General features: G+C 34.4%; 21 protein-coding genes. 8 read left to right on the forward strand and 13 right to left on the reverse strand.

The annotated features are described in order from the left end of the window. Positions 1 to 48: 48 nt before the first annotated feature. A complete protein-coding gene (locus KFZ70_RS07410; RefSeq protein WP_139697634.1) occupies positions 49 to 411 on the forward strand; it encodes a hypothetical protein in 363 nt (120 codons plus the stop codon). A 20-nt stretch (positions 412 to 431) separates the two neighbouring features. On the opposite strand, the gene KFZ70_RS07415 is transcribed toward KFZ70_RS07410, so the two are convergent. Next, positions 432 to 1,607: a mannosyltransferase gene (locus tag KFZ70_RS07415; protein WP_317128553.1), complete on the reverse strand. Its 1,176-nt coding sequence runs from the start codon at positions 1,605 to 1,607 to the stop codon at positions 432 to 434. A 568-nt stretch (positions 1,608 to 2,175) separates the two neighbouring features. On the opposite strand from KFZ70_RS07415, the gene KFZ70_RS07420 reads away from it, so the two are divergent. Then, positions 2,176 to 2,385 (forward strand): hypothetical protein, encoded by a 210-nt coding sequence (locus KFZ70_RS07420; RefSeq protein WP_139697630.1) that lies wholly within the window; start codon positions 2,176 to 2,178, stop codon positions 2,383 to 2,385. 328 nt (positions 2,386 to 2,713) lie between these two features. Beyond that, a complete protein-coding gene (locus tag KFZ70_RS07425; protein WP_139697628.1) occupies positions 2,714 to 3,493 on the forward strand; it encodes a hypothetical protein in 780 nt (259 codons plus the stop codon). A 4-nt stretch (positions 3,494 to 3,497) separates the two neighbouring features. On the opposite strand, the gene KFZ70_RS07430 is transcribed toward KFZ70_RS07425, so the two are convergent. From KFZ70_RS07430 to KFZ70_RS07450, 5 genes are read right to left on the reverse strand one after another with little or no spacing between them, the layout of a single operon-like run. Next, positions 3,498 to 4,988 carry a cellulose synthase family protein gene (locus tag KFZ70_RS07430; protein ID WP_139697626.1) on the reverse strand — a complete coding sequence of 497 codons (1,491 nt, stop codon included), beginning with the start codon at positions 4,986 to 4,988 and terminating at the stop codon, positions 3,498 to 3,500. Next, positions 4,985 to 5,677, reverse strand: a complete 693-nt coding sequence (locus KFZ70_RS07435) for a glycosyltransferase family 2 protein (protein WP_139697624.1) — start codon at positions 5,675 to 5,677, stop codon at positions 4,985 to 4,987. Before KFZ70_RS07435 ends, KFZ70_RS07430 begins: the two co-directional genes overlap by 4 nt. After that, complete coding sequence (locus tag KFZ70_RS07440) at positions 5,674 to 6,156, reverse strand: toxin-antitoxin system YwqK family antitoxin (RefSeq protein WP_233244061.1); 483 nt, start codon at positions 6,154 to 6,156, stop codon at positions 5,674 to 5,676. The genes KFZ70_RS07435 and KFZ70_RS07440 overlap by 4 nt, the downstream gene beginning before the upstream one ends. Further along, complete coding sequence (locus tag KFZ70_RS07445) at positions 6,153 to 7,745, reverse strand: 4Fe-4S dicluster domain-containing protein (protein WP_139697622.1); 1,593 nt, start codon at positions 7,743 to 7,745, stop codon at positions 6,153 to 6,155. Before KFZ70_RS07445 ends, KFZ70_RS07440 begins: the two co-directional genes overlap by 4 nt. 3 nt (positions 7,746 to 7,748) lie before the next feature. Then, complete coding sequence (locus tag KFZ70_RS07450; protein WP_139697620.1) at positions 7,749 to 9,056, reverse strand: NAD(P)/FAD-dependent oxidoreductase; 1,308 nt, start codon at positions 9,054 to 9,056, stop codon at positions 7,749 to 7,751. Positions 9,057 to 9,271: 215 nt separating this feature from the next. Between KFZ70_RS07450 and KFZ70_RS07455 the strand changes: the two genes are divergently transcribed. The 5 genes from KFZ70_RS07455 to KFZ70_RS07475 all read left to right on the forward strand — a co-directional run bounded on the left by KFZ70_RS07455 (position 9,272) and on the right by KFZ70_RS07475 (position 14,058). After that, entirely contained in the window at positions 9,272 to 9,985 is a 714-nt protein-coding gene (locus KFZ70_RS07455; RefSeq protein WP_139697618.1) for a DUF547 domain-containing protein, read from the forward strand. 27 nt (positions 9,986 to 10,012) lie between these two features. Beyond that, positions 10,013 to 10,936: a hypothetical protein gene (locus KFZ70_RS07460; RefSeq protein ID WP_139697616.1), complete on the forward strand. Its 924-nt coding sequence runs from the start codon at positions 10,013 to 10,015 to the stop codon at positions 10,934 to 10,936. A gap of 36 nt (positions 10,937 to 10,972) precedes the next feature. Further along, positions 10,973 to 11,980, forward strand: coding sequence for a glycoside hydrolase family 113 (locus KFZ70_RS07465; protein WP_233244060.1), 1,008 nt, complete (start codon positions 10,973 to 10,975; stop codon positions 11,978 to 11,980). A 16-nt stretch (positions 11,981 to 11,996) separates the two neighbouring features. Beyond that, positions 11,997 to 13,262, forward strand: coding sequence for an outer membrane protein assembly factor (locus KFZ70_RS07470; RefSeq protein ID WP_139697614.1), 1,266 nt, complete (start codon positions 11,997 to 11,999; stop codon positions 13,260 to 13,262). Positions 13,263 to 13,326: 64 nt separating this feature from the next. After that, entirely contained in the window at positions 13,327 to 14,058 is a 732-nt protein-coding gene (locus KFZ70_RS07475; protein ID WP_139697612.1) for a metallophosphoesterase family protein, read from the forward strand. Here the strand turns inward: KFZ70_RS07475 and KFZ70_RS07480 are convergent. The 7 genes from KFZ70_RS07480 to KFZ70_RS07510 form a co-directional block, all read right to left on the reverse strand. After that, complete coding sequence (locus KFZ70_RS07480) at positions 14,055 to 14,843, reverse strand: glycosyltransferase (RefSeq protein WP_139697610.1); 789 nt, start codon at positions 14,841 to 14,843, stop codon at positions 14,055 to 14,057. The genes KFZ70_RS07475 and KFZ70_RS07480 overlap by 4 nt on opposite strands. Next, complete coding sequence (locus KFZ70_RS07485) at positions 14,833 to 15,675, reverse strand: DUF547 domain-containing protein (protein WP_233244059.1); 843 nt, start codon at positions 15,673 to 15,675, stop codon at positions 14,833 to 14,835. The genes KFZ70_RS07480 and KFZ70_RS07485 overlap by 11 nt, the downstream gene beginning before the upstream one ends. Positions 15,676 to 15,680: 5 nt before the next feature. Further along, on the reverse strand, positions 15,681 to 16,565 hold the full coding sequence (locus tag KFZ70_RS07490; RefSeq protein WP_139697608.1) for a sterol desaturase family protein: 885 nt from the start codon (positions 16,563 to 16,565) through the stop codon (positions 15,681 to 15,683). A gap of 24 nt (positions 16,566 to 16,589) precedes the next feature. Beyond that, positions 16,590 to 17,558 (reverse strand): arsenosugar biosynthesis arsenite methyltransferase ArsM, encoded by a 969-nt coding sequence (gene arsM / locus KFZ70_RS07495; protein WP_139697606.1) that lies wholly within the window; start codon positions 17,556 to 17,558, stop codon positions 16,590 to 16,592. Positions 17,559 to 17,632: 74 nt separating this feature from the next. Then, positions 17,633 to 18,445: a purine-nucleoside phosphorylase gene (locus KFZ70_RS07500; protein ID WP_139697604.1), complete on the reverse strand. Its 813-nt coding sequence runs from the start codon at positions 18,443 to 18,445 to the stop codon at positions 17,633 to 17,635. Continuing rightward, positions 18,438 to 19,067 carry a TIGR04282 family arsenosugar biosynthesis glycosyltransferase gene (locus KFZ70_RS07505; protein WP_139697602.1) on the reverse strand — a complete coding sequence of 210 codons (630 nt, stop codon included), beginning with the start codon at positions 19,065 to 19,067 and terminating at the stop codon, positions 18,438 to 18,440. The genes KFZ70_RS07500 and KFZ70_RS07505 overlap by 8 nt, the downstream gene beginning before the upstream one ends. Then, positions 19,060 to 19,557: a rhodanese-like domain-containing protein gene (locus KFZ70_RS07510; RefSeq protein WP_139697600.1), complete on the reverse strand. Its 498-nt coding sequence runs from the start codon at positions 19,555 to 19,557 to the stop codon at positions 19,060 to 19,062. Before KFZ70_RS07510 ends, KFZ70_RS07505 begins: the two co-directional genes overlap by 8 nt. Positions 19,558 to 19,560: the final 3 nt, after the last annotated feature.

Genomic DNA, 19,560 nt, shown 5'->3' on the forward strand with positions numbered 1-19,560 from the left:
TGAAATTTCTTTGCAAGCACCAATGTATAATTAAAAACTGAAATAAAAATGATGAAAAAAATAATGGTTCTGAGCGTTTTCGCATTGAGTATTATGACGCTTTCAAGTTTTAAAGCAGATATTGAAACAAATAAAAGTTGTAATATAGAGGTATACCAAGAAGGTTTAGTTGTTTATGCGGACTACAAGGGGTATACAGATACAGGCTATACTTTTGAGAAAAAAGACAAAAAGGGGAATATAACGACTTTCACATTTCATGAAATAAAACCCAAAGCGTTGAAAAAGTATGATTTAAAATCAGATGCTTTGGTAGGAACGTTTTTTAAAATTACGTTTAATAAAGACGATAATTTTACAAAAGAAGAGCATGATGATAAGCATATTATTACTGATTTAGAAAAACATTGATAAAAGAAAATTACACAACATTAAGCTCCTGTTTTTGGGGCTTTTTTTATAAAAATGTCCCAGATAAAAACACCGTAAACAAGAAGGTATTCAAGAGCAATAATCACGAAGTTTTCAGATTTATCTGGTTTATTTAAGTTTAAATAAGCTAAATAGCTAAGTATAATAACACCACTCCAAACTAAAGGGAACTTATATTTGGTAAACACAGCCAGTATAAGTAAAGTAGCTATGTACCAAGGATGAACAGTTGTTGCCATAAAATAATAAAGGGTCAACACCATAAGCATGGCTGTTATTAATCTTGCTGTGGTTTTATTATTTCGCAAAAAAGTTATAGTGAGCGTAACCGCTAAAACCAATACGGGTATTACCTTTCCAATAATTTCTATTTCATTGTAGCCTCTAAACTTATAGCCTAGCTCTCTTGCTATATAATAAAGGCTAGCGTTAAATTCAAAATTTTGAAACCAAAGTGCTACTGTCTGTGTATAATTATGAACAAATTTAGAAGAATAAAAAGGTACAAAAAGTGATAAGGTACATAAAAGAACTAACCCATAAAAAGCGATTAAGCGTTTTATCCCTGGTTTTATTCCATATAGATTAATAAACCATTGAAGAAATAATGGAAGAAATATGAGTGGTATTAATTTTACCGAAATGGATAAAGCTAAAGTAACAGCAGCCCAATACCATTTGCGGATATGGAGCAAATACAGACTCCAAACAAGGAAGAAAATCATAACTCCTTCAAAATGTAAATTCCCTGTAAGTTCAATGATAATAAAAGGGTTCAAAATATACCAAAAGATATAATAAGAAGGCATTTTAAGTTGTTTAAGTAGTTTTTGACCAAAGAAAAGTGTTCCAAAATCGGCCGAAATAATCAATAGGCGCATAATAACCACAGATCCTAAAATACTTTTAGAAGACCATAGCGCCGCTACGGCAAAACATAATTGGTTTACAGGAGGGTAATTTGTGAAATGGCTAGCGTTTAAATCGCCCATCCCATGGCGCAATGCTTCGGCTTGATGGATAGGTAGTTGCCCGTTGTCAAAAAAAGATTGCACAGTGTATAGATAAGGATTGTAACCTTCTAAAATCATCCTGCCGTCCCAAATAAATCGGAAAAAATCTTGTGATAAATTAGGTATGGCTACAATAAAAATGACTCTGAATCCAAAGGCCATATAGGTTAAGATTTTTGGACTATTATTAAAGTGTTTAACACTGTAATAAAATAAGCCAAAGAGAATAGCGTAAAGACCAACCAGTTTTATGTAATCTGTTCTAACTACTATATATGCAAAAAAGCTGTAAAGTGAGGCGCACAAAAGCGCCACGATGATAAAAAGATTGTTGCATTTAAGAAGATTGGAATGTGTTAGCATGAATCAAATATAATACTATTGTTAGTTTCATTTATAAAATCTAATAATCAAGTAAATATGAGATTTGGCCCTTAAATACAGTGTGTAATTCAATGAGGTATAATTTTTGAGACAAGATTAAAAACGTTATATGAAGAACAGAATCTTGCTGATACCCTTATTTTGTGTGATGTGTAATATGCTTGTAGCTCAAAAAGGCTATAATGCTGGTTATATCATTACCTTAAGGGAGACACCTTATTTGGAAAAATAAAAGATTTCAAAGGATGCCCAGATTGATCTTCATAGACTCGATCATTTTTTTCAAACTGTTTTAAGTGGACAACCTAATTAAAAACTTATTTAAAGGAAAAGCAACATGTGCTATATGTCATTATGGGACCGCTTTTACAAAGGACGGCCAGAAGGCCCTGATAAAACTTTTCTTTTTAGAGGAATAAAGGATTCTCTACTGTATTTGTATGATGGAAGGTTGCCAACTTTAGACGATGCGACTGAGTTTTTTAATTTAATTTTTGGACTGAAATTAACAAAAGAAGAGAAAAGGGCTATTACCGCATATATGATGTGTTTGTAGTGTTTTGTAAATCACCTAATCGAAGTAGTGAAAATAAAAACAGTAAAGTTAGGCTTTACTGTTTTTTATGTTTTGAATTGTATTTGTATTCAAAAAAAATATTAAGTTTAAGGATATTTTGACTAGGCCTTCTTTTAATTTAGGTGTTTTTATTAAAGGAGTTGAGGTCTTGAAACTTCAACGAGCTTTGCGCTGAAAAAAAAATATCTTAATTTCGTTAAAACTGATTTATATTGCCGTTTAAAACTTTGAACGGCCTAAAGAAAATAAAAGGTGTTAACGGATATTATTTGGTTTTACTGGGTTATCACTCAAAAAATTTAATCGTATGAGTTTTTTAAAAATAAGCGTCTTTAGCCCTTTTAATAAGACAGCTGTTTTATGGGTTATTCTTTTTGTTTTAGGGTATTCGTCTCATTGTCAAGAAGTTGTCAATGAAACTGTTCGCATTCCAGAGCCTTTAATGTTTGATTTGGTGCGTGGTTTGGGTGCAAAACAAGGCGAATTAGAAATAAATTCATTGGCCGATTTTCCGTTAAATAAAACGTCTAGCAGAAAAGTGGAATGGGCTCCCGAGATTGAATATGCTATGTTTGATGGTTTCGCCGTAGAATTAGAATTTCCTATGGAGAATTTTGAATTAGAAGCGTTTAAAGCAGCTATTCAATGGACTATAGGCGCATCAAAAAACAATCAGTTTATACATGGTATTCAGGTTATTGCCGAACAGTATATTCACGATGATATTTTAGAACTAAATTTTCTCTACGTTCCGGCCTATCGGTTCAATGAGGTTTGGAGTGCTATTGGTCTGTTTGGTGTTATGATTGAAACAGGTAAAGATGCCGCAAGAAAGAAAAACACCATTGTTCTGAATGCTTCGCTTTTTGCCGATGTGAATGAACATACGGTTGTAGGCTTAGAATTGAATAATACCAATCCTATGATTCAGAAAATAGATAGTAATGACATGGAACTACTTGTGCTTCCGCAAGTACATTATGAATTTGGAAGTGGTTTCGCTACGCAATTGGGCTTTGGACCTAAATTTGCAAAAGGCAGTACCCCAGAAGCTTCTGCTGTATTAAGAGTTATTAAATCGTTTTGAGACTTTAAACTTTTGAGGCTAAAGATTTAAAAAACACATAACCAAAACCTATGAAAAGCATCAGGTGAAACGGAAAAAGCCCAAAATCACCTCCTTGGTTGCCTACAATAAAGGCACTGTACATACCAAAACCAAAATAGAGCATAAGCAAGCCTTCAAAAACCACATTGACTGAAATGTTTTTTCTCAGGTATTTATTGTGCTTCCAGTTGTCTTTATACTTTTTTAGATTAAATTTTGGGGTACGTACAAATTCACTTTTCTTTCCCCAGTGGCCTTCTAAAACCGCTATAGAGTTATGAAGGGAAAAACCCATAGCTATTGAGAAAAACACGAAAAACATGCCTATATACCGAAAGAAGTTTTTAAAGCCTCCACCATAAATATTCTTGTACATAAACCAATAACATATAAAGAAAATTATGGTACTCATCACAAAGAAACTCATGATATAAAAATACGGTCTTAAATGGGCATATTCATTTTTAATGTAAAGCATGGGAATGCTTAATACGCCAACAATGAGTACATTTAAAAACATGGTGCTATTTAGTAAGTGCAACAAACCATGTAATTTTGTTTTTGTCGAAATATTAGAACTTTTTATTAGGCGACCCAACATTTTTCTAAAGTTTTCGGCACCGCCTTTATTCCATCTAAATTGCTGTGATCTTGCCGCACTAATAACTATAGGTAATTCAGCAGGTGTTTCAACATCTTCTAAATATTTGAATTTCCAATTTTTTAATTGAGCACGATAGCTTAGGTCTAAATCTTCAGTAAGTGTATCACCTTCCCAATTTCCGGCGTCAATGATGCATGCTTTTCTCCATATACCAGCAGTACCATTAAAGTTTATAAAATGGCCTTTACTGTTTCTGCCTGTTTGTTCTAAAGTAAAATGAGCATCTAAGGCAAAAGCTTGAATTTTGGTTAGTATGGAATAGTTTCTATTAATATGCCCCCAGCGTGTTTGTACTACACCAATTTCAGGGTCTTTAAAATAAGGCACGGTTTGTTTTAGCCAATCTTTTTTTGGTAAAAAATCTGAATCGAATATGGCAATTATATCGCCTTTGGCAATTTCAAGGCCTTCTTTTAGAGCACCTGCTTTAAATCCTTTTCGGTTTGTTCTGGTAATATGTTTTATATCGAGTCCTGTGGCTTGAAGTTGCTCAATATGTTGTTTGGTGGTTAATACAGTTTCATCAGTAGAGTCGTCTAATACCTGAATCTCTAGTTTGTTTTTAGGATATTCAATTTGGGCTATGTTATCCAACAAGCGTTCCATGACATACATTTCGTTATATACCGGAAGCTGAATGGTCACATAAGGTGTTTCTTCTGGTTTAGATAAGTCTAATTTAGGGCAGTTGTCTTTAACTTTTTTTGAAGACAAATAATTAAACAGAAGATTTAATTGTGCTAAGGCATACATGAAAATTAGTAGTAGCGATATGCTATAAATAAAAATAATTAATGTTTGTAAAATCATTTTTTAAAACTGTATTTAAAAATCCACCCTAAGATTTTAACACCCGCTAAAACCGCTCCTTTTATCGTGCCAGAAACTTTTGAGGTACCAATCCTATTTCTATATTTAACAGGTATTTCTGTATATGATAATTTTTGTTTTAAGACTTTTAGTTGCATTTCTATTGTCCAACCATAGGTCTTGTCTTCCATGTTTAATCCTACAAGTTTATCATATTTAATAGCTCTAAATGGTCCCAAATCTGTAAACTGCGCTCTAAAGAATAGCTTCATAAGTGTTGTGGCCAACCAATTGCCAAAAATTTGAGGTATAGTCATTGATCCTGATGCTCTCAATGCTTTTACTCTGGCTCCAATAACAAAATCAATATTCTTTTCTATGATTGGAGCGACAATGTTATCAAGTTCTTCAGGATAATCACTATAATCACCATCAAGAAATACAATGATGTCTGGTTTTTGAGGTAAATTAGCTATATAAGCTAAACCTTTTAAACAGGCATGACCATAGCCTTTGTGTATCTCTTTTAAAACGGTTGCACCTGCTTTTTTTGCATTAAGTTCAGTACTATCATTAGAGTTATTATTTACAACAACAACTTCATCAACCTGTTTAGGGATGTCTTTTACAACCAGACCAATGGAGTCAGCCTCATTAAAAGCAGGAATGATAACTTTTATTTTGGTCATTTGAGATTACTTAATTTATTGTCTCTTTTAAAGTCGGCAAAGTTAGTCCATTCTTTTAATTTTTTGCCAGATTTATACTTAGAAGCAGCCACTAAAACCTCATTTTTATATATTAAACAAAATCCGTTTTTCAGATTGTCTTTTAATTGACATTTATGTTCAATATTTTGATTTTTATCATAAAATAGCCACCATCCTGATTTTTTATTTTGAAGAAATCTGCCTTCTTTTTCCTTTTTACCATTGTAGTTATAAAAAATCCAGTAGTTTGTCTTTACATTTTCAGTGTAATGTCCTTCCGCTTTGATCTTGCCATTTGGATGGTAAAAATACCAGTAGTTTTGTTTTTTGTGACTTTGCATCCAGCCTTCCGAGATTAAAAGCTGTTGGGGGTCATAATTTTTTTGATAGACCTTTTGGGCGCTAACTGTAAAAACTACACCGACAAAAAAAGCTAAACATAGAGGTAATCGTATCAATTTTTTTTGTTTACAAAATGCATAAGGTCAACGTCATTACCTAATAAAACATCATTGGGGTTTATGCGTCCTTTCATGCTTTGGTTTTCTAATTTGAGTACGCCACGAGGACATACCGCAGCGCAGATACCACAACCCACACAACTAGAGCGAACAATATTTTCTCCTTTTTGAGCATAGGCACGTACATCAATTCCCATTTCGCAGTAAGTAGAACAATTACCACATGAAATGCATTGTCCGCCATTTGTTGTTATTCTGAATTTTGAAAATAACCTTTGTTGAAATCCTAATACGGCAGCCATAGGGCAGCCAAATCTGCACCAAGCTCTGTTGCCTAAAATAGGGTAAAATCCTGTGCCAATAACTCCAGAAAAAATGGAACCAATATAAAGCCCATAAGCCGATCTTAGTGTGCCTGAATTAATATAGAATAAGTGCTCTGTTGTGCTTGTAGTATGCATAAAAGCCAAAAGCAAAATGATAGTAAAAAATCCAAGGGCTCCATATTTGGCATCTTTAGCTAGTTCTTGACGTTTAAAAATCATAACACCTACAAAAATTAAAGTTAAGAACCCGATCACCAAACTGATAAAAAGTCCTCTTGTAAGCCAGAAATCATTACTGTCATAACCAAGATAGGTATAGATCATAGCAGTGGTCATAACCACAGAGAACACCAAAACAAGATGAATTAGCCACCGTTCAATTTGCCAGGCATAGCGTTTCTTTGATGATAATTGTCTGAACGAATCACCCGCAGTTTCAGCTAAACCGCCGCATCCACAAACCCAGGAACAGTACCATCGTTTTCCGTACTTGTATGTTAAAATAGGGGTGATTACAAAAATGGAAATAATGCCAAAGAGTAATAAGCCTAAACCAATATTTCCGCTAGATAAAAAAGCTTTTACAGACCATTCATCAAACAGATAATAGTTTAGTGGCCAAATGTTTTTTAAATCGTAATAAGGCAAGTCATTGTTCATGACGTACATAAATTCAGGAATTAAAAAAGCAAAACCTAATTGAAAAAACATTACGGACAAGGTTCTTAATTGTTGGTATTTGTTGTGTTTATATTTGAGAATAAACTTAACGCCAAACGTTAAAATAGCGAGTGTATAAAGTGTGCCATATACAAACCATTGGCTTGCAGGACGATTACTTAATAACTGACTTAGAGGGTCAAATAAACCAATAAGTCCCTCATTTTCTGCGCCATTTTCACCCAAGCCTAAATACTTAGGAAAGAAGTAAAGAACTATGTAAAAAGTGGTTAGTATAACGCCTGCCATCCATCCCCAAATCCCTCTTGAGGAAACAGATTTAAACCAAACGCCATCATTTTTTATGCCTCCCATAGTGTTAACATAGGATGCTCTTGAATAAAGTACTATGCCAAGTGCTATAAGCCCTAGTGATAACGTAAGAAACAGCCCCTTATTTGGGAAGTCAACATGGCATAAAGCTAAAATCAAAATAAAAAGTCCAACAATTCCAATGCACAAAGCCACTTTATGCATATTGGAAATACCAAGAGCATCAGGTTTTGCTAATGACATACTATGATTAATCTTGCTATTCATAAGTTAGACAGTTTCAAGGTTTTTGTAAAATGCGGTCTGTATTTCAGGAGCGTAACATTTATAGAATTCAGGGTCAAAGTTGGCTTCTTTTAAATGTTGAATTACGTATTCAACACTTTTATTTTCCGATAACCATCGGTCAAAGGTGTCATGCCGCATTCTAATACCAAAGGTGTTTATGCCTAAAAAAGTTCTATTTTGGCTATGGTAGGCTATGGTAATACATTTGGTGTCATCATGGTGTTTCCAATGGAAATGCGTTTCATAATCAGGCTTCCCTTTAGCGCCATGTACCCAACCATAGGTTTGGTATTCAATATCAAAAAATTTAGCGGAGTTAAACCAGTGCCCAGGGGTGTATTTTGTTTTGTTGCCGCAAATAGTCTGTGCTACGGTTTCTCCCATCATGCGTCCAGTATACCACACGGCTTCAATGGGTCTGCGTTGCCCTATGGGGGCATGTTGCTCGGCACAATCGCCAATAGCATAGACATTGGTGATGTTGGTCTCTAAATACCGATTGACTTTAACTCCTTTACCTATTTCAATATTGGAGTCTTTTAAAAAATCTATATTTGGAGATACCCCAGCGGTTAGTCCAACCACATTACACGGTATTTCTTCACCAGTTTCCTCTATGATAATAGATTTAACTTTTCCGTTTTCATCAGCTATAATTTCTTTTAAATTGGAACTAAGTCTTAAATCAATATGGTGATTTTTAATATGCCTGTTTATCATAGCACTTTCGCCTTCGGGCAAAATACCATTCCAGAAACTGTTTTCCCTTACTAAAAACGTTACAGGAATACGTCTTGAATGTAGCATTTCAGCTAATTCTATGCCTATAAGACCACCTCCAACAATCACGGCACGTTTACATACAGAATTGTTTGGAGCGTATTTTTCAAGGTTTTCTAAATCTTGTTTATGGTACATGCCCATTACGCCATTTAGATTTTCACCAGGCCAGCCAAATTTGTTGGGTTTGCTTCCTGTAGCAATAATTAAAGTGTCATAGTTAAGCGTGTCATTATTTGAAAAGAGAAGTTGTTTATTGTCGGTATCCACCTGTTTTATAAATCCTTTTTTTAAGTCTATTTTGTTTTTTTTCCAAAACCAATTTTCGTAAGGCTGGGTATGCTCAAAAGTCATATGTCCCATATAAACATACATTAAAGCGGTACGAGAAAAGAAATAATCTGTTTCTGAAGAAACTATGGTAATACGCTTTTTTGAAAGCTTTCTAATATGTCTGGCAGCTGTAACACCAGATATGCCGTTGCCTATTATAACAGTGTGTTCTTCCATATTTGTTTGGTAGTTGAGTCATTTCGGTCGTTCCTAAAGATAAGAACTTAATATTTGACGTTTAATTTAGAACGGATTTAAATTGAAGTTCCTTTGTAAGGACATACTTGAATTTAAGACGAGAAATTTTCTGTACTTTTTATGAAAGTTTAAGTTGATTAATAGGACTTAGTTATGGTAAACGTGATAACTAACTCAAACTTTCAGAAAAACAGATGAAACAATCTATACTATTTTTTGTCTTCCTGTGGGCTGCTTTCTCTTTGCGAGCCCAGAATGTTGAAGCTTTTTTTAATAAAACGGATACATTCTTAAAAATCCATGTTGTTAACGGCAAAGTAGCCTATGAAGCTATTAAAAAGGATACTAAAGCGCTTGAAGAATTAATGAATATAGGAGAGACAATTTCAATTGAAAAATCGGAAGAATTGGTCTATCAATCTTTTTGGATAAATGCTTATAATCTGGCCGTTATAAAAGGTGTTGTTGATAATTATCCAATCAACTCGCCTCTTGATGTCTCTGGTTTTTTTGATAAAACAACCTTCAACTTAGCAAGTAAAAAAGTTACATTAAATGATATAGAGCATAAACTATTAAGAGCTCAATTTAATGATGCCCGATTTCATTTTGTATTGGTTTGCGGAGCTATTGGGTGTCCGCCTTTAATTAGTGAAGCCTACCTACCTGAAACCCTAGAAACACAACTAGAACAACAAACTAAATTGGCCTTAAATGGTGATTTTATTCGCGTAAATTTCAAGAAAAATCGCGTAGAAGTCTCTCAAATTATGGAATGGTATAAAGAAGACTTTACTATGCATGGTAGCACAGAGATTGATTTTATTAACCAATACCGAGCTGATGTAATATCCAGCACATTTAAACTTCGCTATTTTCCTTACAACTGGAGTATAAACAAACAATAAAAATAGAAACCAAATAAACTATTTCAAATGAAAAGACTATGTACCCTTGCCTTTATGTTTACCCTCACTTTTTACGGTTTTTCTCAAAATGAACAAGAACGAAGTAATATACAAACCTACACACCATCTAAACTTTTAAGTAAGGGGCAGTGGGATATTAAATTTTTTAATAGTGTTTATACACAAACCGAAAGAACAGATGCCGGGACTAAGTCCGTTACAATACCAAGAGAAACGTTTTTTACAAATACTACTGAAATTTATACTGGTATAAGTGCTAAGGCTCGAGTGAATATTGGGCTTGTTTTTCAAATAAGGTCAAACACATTTAACGGCGCTGGTGCGCTTGATGTTTTTAAGTTTAAAAACGATTTAGTGAATTCGAGAAGCGGATTAACCACTTTAGCACCTTCCATTAGAGTGCAACCTTTTGTAAGTTTGCCTACATTTTCTGTGACCTCATCGGTGTATTTTCCTGTGTTTAAAGACGAGGCATTTCCAGGTGAGAATAATGATCCTGTGTATTTAGATAAAAGAAGTGTGTTTTGGGAAACAAAATTCTTTTATGATAATACTTTTGGGGCTGATAAATGGCAAATTTTTACCGAAATAGATTTAGGTTTTAATTTTGGAGAAAAATCAACAGATGCTGATTTTAATACCGCAAATATATCAGAGCGTTATGCAAATAATAGCTTGTTTATGCCTATAAGTGCTTTTTTGAGTTATTTTCCAACTTCAAAATCAACTATTTTTATTAACGGTCAACAGGCCTTTTTAATTGATTTAGGAAACAATTTTTCACAAAACTATACCCAATTAGGTTTTGGTGGTAAATACCAAATAACCAAAATACTTAATATTGAGGCATCATTTGGAAAATTTATTAGAGGTTATAGTTTTCAAGGTTTAGGGCAAACATTTAGTTTAGGACTTAGAGCATTGTTTTGAGTAATTATGGTAATTTAGGAATGTAAAATTGTATTCATGACATCTTTAAAACACGCCGTAACCCTTATTTTGATGTTTAGTTTTGGTGCTTGTAAACCACAAACAGAGAAGATTAATGGCGTTAGTTTTGTGGCTTCAAAACATGAGATTGACCATACTAACATTAAACCTGTTGTTAAAGTTAATGCCAATTATGCGGCTATTATGCCTTTTGGATTTATTGAAGATATATCACATCCAGATATTATATTTAATACAGACAGGCAGTGGTTTGGGGAACGAAAAGATGGCGTGATACAGTATATTAAAACACTACGAAAGCATAATATCAAAATCATGTTAAAACCTCAAATATGGGTTTGGCGTGGTAAATATACAGGTCTCATTAAAATGGAGAGCGAAGCACATTGGCAGCTACTAGAAACAGCATATTCTCGTTTTATTTTAGAGTATGCGCAGTTGGCAGAAACTATGAAAGTCCCTATATTTTGTATTGGAACCGAATTAGAAAAATTTATAGAAAACAGACCAGAATATTGGAAGAATTTAATCTTAAAAATAAAAGCCATTTACAAAGGAAAACTCACCTATGCCGCCAACTGGGATGAATTTAAGCGTACACTGTTTTGGGATCAACTTGATTTTATAGGTATTGATGCTTATTTTCCAGTAAGTGAAGCAAAGACCCCAACTATTGAAGATTGCTTAAAAGGCTGGGAACCTTATAAATTAGTGATAAAGACTATGGCAGAAAAGTATAATAAAGCTGTGCTGTTTACTGAATATGGTTATAGAAGTGTTGACTATACAGGGAAAGAACCTTGGCAAACTAGCAGAGCGTCGGGAGGTAATAATCCATTAGCCCAAACAAATGCTATGACAGCCTTGTATGAAACCTTTTGGCATGAGCCTTGGTTTGCAGGAGGGTTTGTTTGGAAATGGTTTCATAATCATACCGAGGTTGGAGGTCTAGAAAATAATAGGTTTACACCTCAAAACAAACCTGCTGAAGAAGTCATTAGAAAACAATATCAATTGCAATAACACCCGTTTTGTTTGAATGAAAAGCGCACAATTTCTATTTGGTCTTATTTTATTATTGTTCCAGAACGTTTTCGGACAAGAAAGGGTGATTCATAATTTTAAAATTCAAGGGAATAATCGCGTTAAAGCCAGTTTTATTAAAAGAATTTCAACAGTAAAAATTGGCGCTGCGCTTGATTCAGCTATGCTTGATAAAGATATTGTTAGGTTGAAGCGTTTACCTTCAATTGCTCATGCTTACTATCAAGTTTTTCCAGATAAAGCAAAGGGGTATCATGTTTTATATAATATAGAAGAAAATTTTACCCTTATACCTTCGCTTAATGTGTATACTACAAATGATGATGAATTTGCGTATAGGTTAGGGCTTTATGAGTTTAATACTTTAGACAGAGGCATTATTTTTGGTGGGTTTTATCAAAAAGATATTTACAGTTCATATGCTATTAATTTTAGGGCGCCTTATCTGTTTTCAAACAAATGGGGGCTCGCTATAAACAGGCAAGATTTAACAACACTAGAGCCCGTTTTTTTTGATAACACCTCTTCAAGCTATCGCTATAATAATGATTCTTTTGAGGTGTTGGGTTTGTATGAAATGAATTTTTATAACCGTTTTGAATTGGGTTTAAATTACTTTAAGGAGGCATATGAATACCAATTTGGAGCTACCAGTCCAAATGTGCCGCAAGATTTGAACGTAAAAAAATGGTTATTACGCTTTGTGTACGACTATAATAAGTTAGATTATTTTTATCAATACGTATCAGGGTTTAGAAGCTGGTTTACCTTTCAATATGTAACCTCTACCAACGATACTTTACCAGATTTTTTTGTGGGCTGGAACGACTTTTTTTGGTTTCAGCGTGTTGGTAAACATGGCAATTGGGCAAATAGATTACGTTTTGGTTTGGCTACTAATGATAAAACGCCTTTTGCGCCATTTTCTGTTGATAATAATGTGAATATTCGTGGGGTAGGAAATGTGATTGATCGTGGTACGGGTTCTGTGGTTTTAAATACTGAGTATAGAGCTACTTTAGTAGAGAAAGGCTGGTTTGTTTTACAAGGTAATGCTTTTATTGATGCCGGTTCTTGGCGCAACCCTGGTGGGCCATTATCTGATTTTCTTATTAGTGACAATATAAAAGTCTATCCAGGTCTTGGATTCCGATTCATTCATAAAAAAATTTATAACGCCATTTTTAGAATAGATTATGGCTATGGTGTTACCAAAAATGCCAGTCAAGGGTTTGTTTTTGGAATAGGGCAATATTTTTAGGTATTAAAGCCACTTTCATTTAGTTGTTTTGGCCTAAATCCATTAGATTAGCCAAAAAAAAGTTATGCGGGTTATAGCAATTGGTGATATCCATGGGGGGTTAAAAGCATTAATTCAAGTACTCAATAAAGTGCAGGTTAAAGATGATGATACCCTTGTTTTTATGGGTGATTATGTGGATGGCTGGAGTGAATCAGCCCAAGTAGTACAATTTTTAGTGGAGCTTTCAGAAAAAATAAAATGCGTTTTTATTAAAGGAAATCATGACGTTTGGTGTGAAGATTGGTTAAAAACGGGTCATGTTGATATGACTTGGTATGTGCATGGAGGAAAAGAAACGATGGAGAGTTACCAAGGGTTTTCAAAAGAAGACAGAAAGATACATTTAGAGTTTTTTGAAGCTATGCCACTTTATTATCTAGATGATGAGAACAGATTGTTTTTACATGCTGGATTTACCTCTATGCACGGTATTACTAAAGAGCCTAATCCAAAAACGTTTTATTATGACAGAACGCTCTGGGAAATGGCCTTGACAATGGATGAGAGCATTTCAAAAACCTCATTGTTGTACCCCAATAGATTAAAACATTACAAAGAGATTTTTATTGGCCATACGCCAACTATTAATTTTGGTAAAGACATGCCAATGCAGGCTGTTAATGTTTGGAATATTGATACGGGAGCCGCTTTTACAGGGAAATTATCAGCGGTTGATGTCCATTCAAAAGACGTGTTTCAAAGTGATAATTTACCCGCATTGTACCCCAATGAAAAGGGAAGAAACAAAAGTTAAGTCATGTTGTTTTTATAGTATTGAAAGAGGTCTTCTGCACTGGCTCCTAACCATCTTTTTACATAAATAGTCCAATAAAAATATTGCAGTTTCCAAACCCCATGTTTTTCATACATTCTAGAGGAGGTTTTAAGAGGTTTGTTTATCACAACAAACATTTTACGTTGGTATAGTGCATTAATTAAAATATTGTCTTCATATATTTTAAAGCGTTCATCAAAGCCACCAATGTTTTGAAATAAAGATGACGTTATAAACTGGCTTTGGTCACCACCTCGGCAAGCTCTCCAATTAAACTGTGTAAACCAACCTGCCAAGCGAAGCCACCAATGATTGCTATTAAATTGCATTCTAAAGCAACCTGCAAGATGCCCTTGTTCTATCTCATGAAGTATCAACGTGTCAAAATCTTGAGGTGGAAAAGAATCGGCGTGTAAAAAATAAAGTACAGATCCTTGAGCTATTTTGGCACCCAGATTCATTTGAATGGCGCGTCCTTTTTGGCTTTTTACAAAAATAACAGGAATTTTAGTGGTTAACTCGGTCTGCTTTTGGTCTGTTTCACCATGACTTTGTATGTAATGAAAGGCTTCAAGGTTTTTTAAAGTGTTTACGTTCGAAAATGCCTTAACTATACAAGAGGTTTTGTCTTGGCTACCACCATCAACCACAATGATTTCAGCAATATGTTTTTCAGATCCAATAGATAGCAGATGCTCAAGGAGCTTGCCAATATACACCTCTTCGTTTAGTGTTGGGATTATAATTGAAATTTTATAATTCATTGAGATTCCAATTATAGGTTTTAAAACGTTTTGTTGCCTTTTCAGAAATTTCAAAAGGAACATATTGATTCAAAAAATCAATCAAGCCTCCATTTTGCTTAAAATCTTTGCTAAACCATTGAAATATTTTTGAAAGTTCTAAATGGTTCTTTTCTATTTTGTTTTTTGAAGTATCTGATAGAAAAGATGTTGTAGCTATGGTTAATTGCTTGTCCAGAATACTACTTTGAAATGCTTCATTTTGAAGGTTCGGGCAAGACACTGATGCACAAACAATAGCAAAGTGAATACGTGGTTCTTGCATTTTGCGTAAAATAGTATGCTCAATATCATTCAAACTATACCAAGTGTTTTTTAGTTTCCAGAGGCGTTGATCCCATGGGTTTTTAATGTCTTTTATACTTTTTATAGGATAGTGGCGCAGTATTAAATCTATGGTAAAAGCGTTGTAGGCATTAATCCAATAAGCCAATTTTTCATTTTTGTTTAATTGGCTTTCGGTAAAATAATCCTCTAAAACTTTAAAATACTCTAGAAGTTTTGTGTGGTTTTTTTTGAACCCACTATAGTCTACCTGACCATCTTCAGACACATAGGCTTTTAAAAGGTCGTTCCATATGTGATGAGTTTCATTTGATGACTGCTTGCGGTTTTTACTAGTTGCAGTCTCAAAAGAATCAATGCTTATATGTGATTTCGGATTTTGAACAGAAATGATGGTAAAGGTATCTCTAATAATTTGAGAGATATTATCTTTTGAAGTCGTTGAAGTGTCTTGGCTTTTGCAAGAAAATGCTAAAAAAAACATTGCGAAGAATAAAACATACTTCATAGGATTTATTTTCTTTTTATGGGATACAATTCTTGACTAATAAAATCATCAGGAAAAGATTCATCACCATCAAAACCTAGCTCAATATCTCTACCACTATGAGGAATGTAATTTGTTTTAAAAATATAATCCCAAATACTAAGCGTTAGTCCGTAATTCACACCAAACCTAACACCTTTCGGCAGGACTTTAGCATGATGCCAAATATGCATTTTAGGGTTATTAAAAATATACTTTAAAAGGCCATAATTCCAGCCTAAATTGGCATGGTTAAGATGGCCAACGGCAATGTTGAAAAAGTGAACTATAGCAACATCTTGCGCGTTATATCCGCCAATAATGGCAATAGGAATATAAAGTAGTGATTTGTAAACTACGGGTTCCATCCAGTGATACCGTAAATGTGCAGCAAAGCCCATTTCTTTTACAGAATGATGTACTTTATGGAAATTCCAAAGCCAAGGCACTCGATGTAGTAAGCGGTGGGTATTCCATTGAATGAAATCGGCTACCACAAAAAAAATGAATAGCCCTTGCCACTTTGGTAATACACTAACATCAAATAGTTTTAGGCTTGTTGTAGATAAGTTAAATAAACCTAAAAAATCATTGAAGAGTTGTTCGGCGACGTTTGAAAGTGCTATTAAAACTATAAGATTTAAGAGAAAAAAGTTAAAAAACATGTAGAAGGTGTCTAGCCAAAAATCTTTTCTAAAAATAGATTGCTGTTTTCGCCAAGGAAATAAAATTTCCAGGCCCCAAACTAAAAGCGAAATTAGAATGAGGCCGTAAAAATAATTGTCCCAGTGATTCGGGAAAATAATTTCATGTTTAAGATATTCCCAATACTCTGAATAACTTTTCTTTATGAGTTCTACATACTTTTGCAAACTTATCTATTTACGTTTTTGTGCTTAACAGCATCCACCACCGTCATAATGAAAGGTTGACGGACTAAAAAATATGTCATCACGATTTAGTGCTGCAAGAGCAGCGGCTGTTTTATCACAGATGGCAAGGGGCTGATTTTTTAATAATAGATGTCCCTTTTTATCATCAAAATAATCATCTTCTCCATAATAAATAGCGGCTTTCCCTGTAAAAATACATGGGCCATCATCCGGCATAGGATCTTTAACTGCAGCCACTTCAATAGATTCTATATAAATCAATTCATCGGTAGGATAGTGTTTGGGGTCTAAAATTCTATATGGTTTTCTTGCTCTAATTTCAATGGTGCCAAAACCGGCATCAGTCAAGGCTTTTATATATTCAGCCATAGGAAGACTACCACTTAAACAAAGGGCACGTAAGCGTTCATCATTTCTTAAGTTGTCATTCATAGGTTGTTCACAAGTAGGGTCACTCATTACTAAACGTCCATGAGGCTTTAGCACACGATACATTTCGGCTATAGCTTGCTTTAAATCGTCTGCTTTAAAAATATTGAATAGACAATTTTGCGCCGCAACGTCAATACTATTATCTTCAACGGGTAAATTAAGGGCATCTCCTTTCCGTAGGTCTACAAATTCACTTTTAAACCAAGGATTTAATAGTTCAGCTTCTTTAAAGTTTTTACGTGAAGCTTCCAGCATTTCGTCAACCACATCAATACCAACCACGCCGTTTTTTTGTCTGCTGAAGTAGGCAAACTGCAGCAATTCCATACCGCCGCCAACACCAACATAAAGGGTTTTAGGGTTATTGGTTAAATCACGTGCATGTACCGTTGATCCGCAGCCATAATTCATTTCCTGCATGATTTTTGGAATCCTTAAGCCAGGCAATTCCCAAATGGGATTGGTTGTGCAGCATAAACCAATATCTGGGGTTATAGCAGCTTCTTTGTAAACGTTATGTGTGGTTTCTAAATAGCTCATGATTTTATGTTTTTAAAATTTACTATAAATGTAAAGAGTTTAGGGTATTGGTATTGTAACAAATATTACCCTCGTTATATGAGTTTTATAAGTGCTTTAAATAGGGTAATCATGTTTGGTTCTGCCTTAGCTGCATTGGCTATAATGTCAGCGATATCTACGGGTTCTAAATGATCGGGGTCGCATTCATCTGTTAATACAGACACGGCAGCAACCTTCAAATTTAAGTGGTTGGCAACAATAACTTCTGGTACGGTGCTCATACCTACGGCATCAGCTCCAATAAGTTTTAGCATGCGGTATTCTGCTCTGGTCTCTAACTGTGGTCCTACAACACTAACATATACCCCTTTGTGCAAAGTGATGCCGTTCTCTTTTGCTATATGTAGAAACCTTTGGTTGATGTCATTATTATAAGGCGCACTCATATCTACAAAGCGGGTTCCAAGTTCTTCAATACCCTTGAAGGCCAGCGGAGAACTGCCCTGAAGATTGATATGGTCTTCAATTAACATGAGTTCTCCTTTGTTGTAGTTAAGGTTTATGGCTCCTGCGGCGTTTGACACTAAAAGCGTTTTTATGCCAAGACGTTTCATAATTCTTACAGGGTATGTAATATCCTGCAAGCTGTAGCCTTCATATAAATGAAAGCGTCCCTGCATGACCACCACTTTTTTTCCTGCCAGTTCGCCATAAATAAGTTTGCCTTTATGAAATTCTACCGTAGCGGTTGGAAAATAGGGAATATGGTTATAGCTCACTTCTTTTAAAATAGAGATTTCGTTAAGAAGTTGACCAAGACCAGTGCCTAAAATAATACCTATTTCAGGATTATCAAATCCTTTTTCCTTGAGGTATTTTGTAGTTTCTTCTATATAATTAGTCATTTAATTGATGTATTCGTTGTTGTAATTTTGGGTTTGATTGATAAAACGATGATGCTTTTAAATCGTCAAAAGTGTCAATGTCATTTAGGGTAACTAATGTAGCAATTTTTGCTTGTTTTACATGTAGTTCATCAAGGGTTTCTCTTAATAAATTAGACTGACTCCAAGGCTTGTTTTTAAAAATACATTCGTGCATTTCTGATAAACCAATAAGATAATATCCACCATCTTGTGCAGGACCAAAAACTACATCGTGATGCTTTAGTTTTTGGAGTCCATCGCGAAGATGATGTTCGGTAATTTCAGGTAAATCAGATCCAATAAGAACAATATGCTTATAACCATCATTAAAGCCTTTTTGGAAAGCATTTTGCATGCGTTCACCTAAGTCTACCCCTTGCTGAACTGCTTTTTTAGCATGTGACCATTTGGATGCTACAATAGCGTCAGAAAAATATACGCGTACATCGGTTTCTAGCTGTTTCGTGGCTTTCTCGGTGACTTTAACTAACTCAGTATATACTTCAAAAGCACCAAGGTCACCAATGGTTTTAGCAAGCCTTGTTTTTACTTTTCCAAGTTTCAAATTTTTTACAAATACAATAACAAGTTTTTCAGTCATACACTTTTATGCCTTTTTTTAACCACTTGCTCCACGCTTTTGAAAATGTATGGATGCTATCGGTTTCAATTTCTTTTAAGTTGTATACCTTATGGCCTTGATTTTTCCATTCAAAAATACCACCATACAAATTTTTTACATCACTATAACCCGCTTGTTTTAGTTTTACGGCTATATCTTCAGACCGAATGCCTAATGAGCAATACACTACAATTTGAGAAGTTTTCTCAGGTATAAGCTTAATAATTGTGTCTATATTAAAAAAATCATAGCCTATATATTGCGCATTTTTAAGATGACTAATGTTGTATTCTTTGCGCGCTCGGGCATCAAGCAAAATTATAGTGTCAATTGAATTTACTAATTCACGGATATGGATATAGGGAATACTACCGTTGTTCTCTTTCTGAAGGAGTTTTTCCAATTGCTTTTGGCTAAAACTAGAAGACGATATTAAGAAGATAAAGGCAATGACTATAAAGTGTTTCATAAT

This window comes from Allotamlana fucoidanivorans, from assembly GCF_045788535.1.
Lineage (GTDB): Bacteria > Bacteroidota > Bacteroidia > Flavobacteriales > Flavobacteriaceae > Allotamlana > Allotamlana fucoidanivorans.

Excerpts from the sequence above, each read along its gene's own strand:
- KFZ70_RS07410 (WP_139697634.1), top strand. The coding sequence starts at position 49 with ATGATGAAAAAAATAATGGTTCTGAGCGTTTTCGCATTGAGTATTATG.
- KFZ70_RS07415 (WP_317128553.1), bottom strand. The coding sequence starts at position 1,607 with ATGGCCTTTGGATTCAGAGTCATTTTTATTGTAGCCATACCTAATTTA.
- KFZ70_RS07420 (WP_139697630.1), top strand. The coding sequence starts at position 2,176 with ATGTCATTATGGGACCGCTTTTACAAAGGACGGCCAGAAGGCCCTGAT.
- KFZ70_RS07425 (WP_139697628.1), top strand. The coding sequence starts at position 2,714 with ATGAGTTTTTTAAAAATAAGCGTCTTTAGCCCTTTTAATAAGACAGCT.
- KFZ70_RS07430 (WP_139697626.1), bottom strand. The coding sequence starts at position 4,988 with ATGATTTTACAAACATTAATTATTTTTATTTATAGCATATCGCTACTA.
- KFZ70_RS07435 (WP_139697624.1), bottom strand. The coding sequence starts at position 5,677 with ATGACCAAAATAAAAGTTATCATTCCTGCTTTTAATGAGGCTGACTCC.
- KFZ70_RS07445 (WP_139697622.1), bottom strand. The coding sequence starts at position 7,745 with ATGAATAGCAAGATTAATCATAGTATGTCATTAGCAAAACCTGATGCT.
- KFZ70_RS07450 (WP_139697620.1), bottom strand. The coding sequence starts at position 9,056 with ATGGAAGAACACACTGTTATAATAGGCAACGGCATATCTGGTGTTACA.
- KFZ70_RS07455 (WP_139697618.1), top strand. The coding sequence starts at position 9,272 with ATGAAACAATCTATACTATTTTTTGTCTTCCTGTGGGCTGCTTTCTCT.
- KFZ70_RS07460 (WP_139697616.1), top strand. The coding sequence starts at position 10,013 with ATGAAAAGACTATGTACCCTTGCCTTTATGTTTACCCTCACTTTTTAC.
- KFZ70_RS07465 (WP_233244060.1), top strand. The coding sequence starts at position 10,973 with ATGACATCTTTAAAACACGCCGTAACCCTTATTTTGATGTTTAGTTTT.
- KFZ70_RS07470 (WP_139697614.1), top strand. The coding sequence starts at position 11,997 with ATGAAAAGCGCACAATTTCTATTTGGTCTTATTTTATTATTGTTCCAG.
- KFZ70_RS07475 (WP_139697612.1), top strand. The coding sequence starts at position 13,327 with ATGCGGGTTATAGCAATTGGTGATATCCATGGGGGGTTAAAAGCATTA.
- KFZ70_RS07480 (WP_139697610.1), bottom strand. The coding sequence starts at position 14,843 with ATGAATTATAAAATTTCAATTATAATCCCAACACTAAACGAAGAGGTG.
- KFZ70_RS07485 (WP_233244059.1), bottom strand. The coding sequence starts at position 15,675 with ATGAAGTATGTTTTATTCTTCGCAATGTTTTTTTTAGCATTTTCTTGC.
- arsM (WP_139697606.1), bottom strand. The coding sequence starts at position 17,558 with ATGAGCTATTTAGAAACCACACATAACGTTTACAAAGAAGCTGCTATA.
- KFZ70_RS07500 (WP_139697604.1), bottom strand. The coding sequence starts at position 18,445 with ATGACTAATTATATAGAAGAAACTACAAAATACCTCAAGGAAAAAGGA.
- KFZ70_RS07505 (WP_139697602.1), bottom strand. The coding sequence starts at position 19,067 with ATGACTGAAAAACTTGTTATTGTATTTGTAAAAAATTTGAAACTTGGA.
- KFZ70_RS07510 (WP_139697600.1), bottom strand. The coding sequence starts at position 19,557 with ATGAAACACTTTATAGTCATTGCCTTTATCTTCTTAATATCGTCTTCT.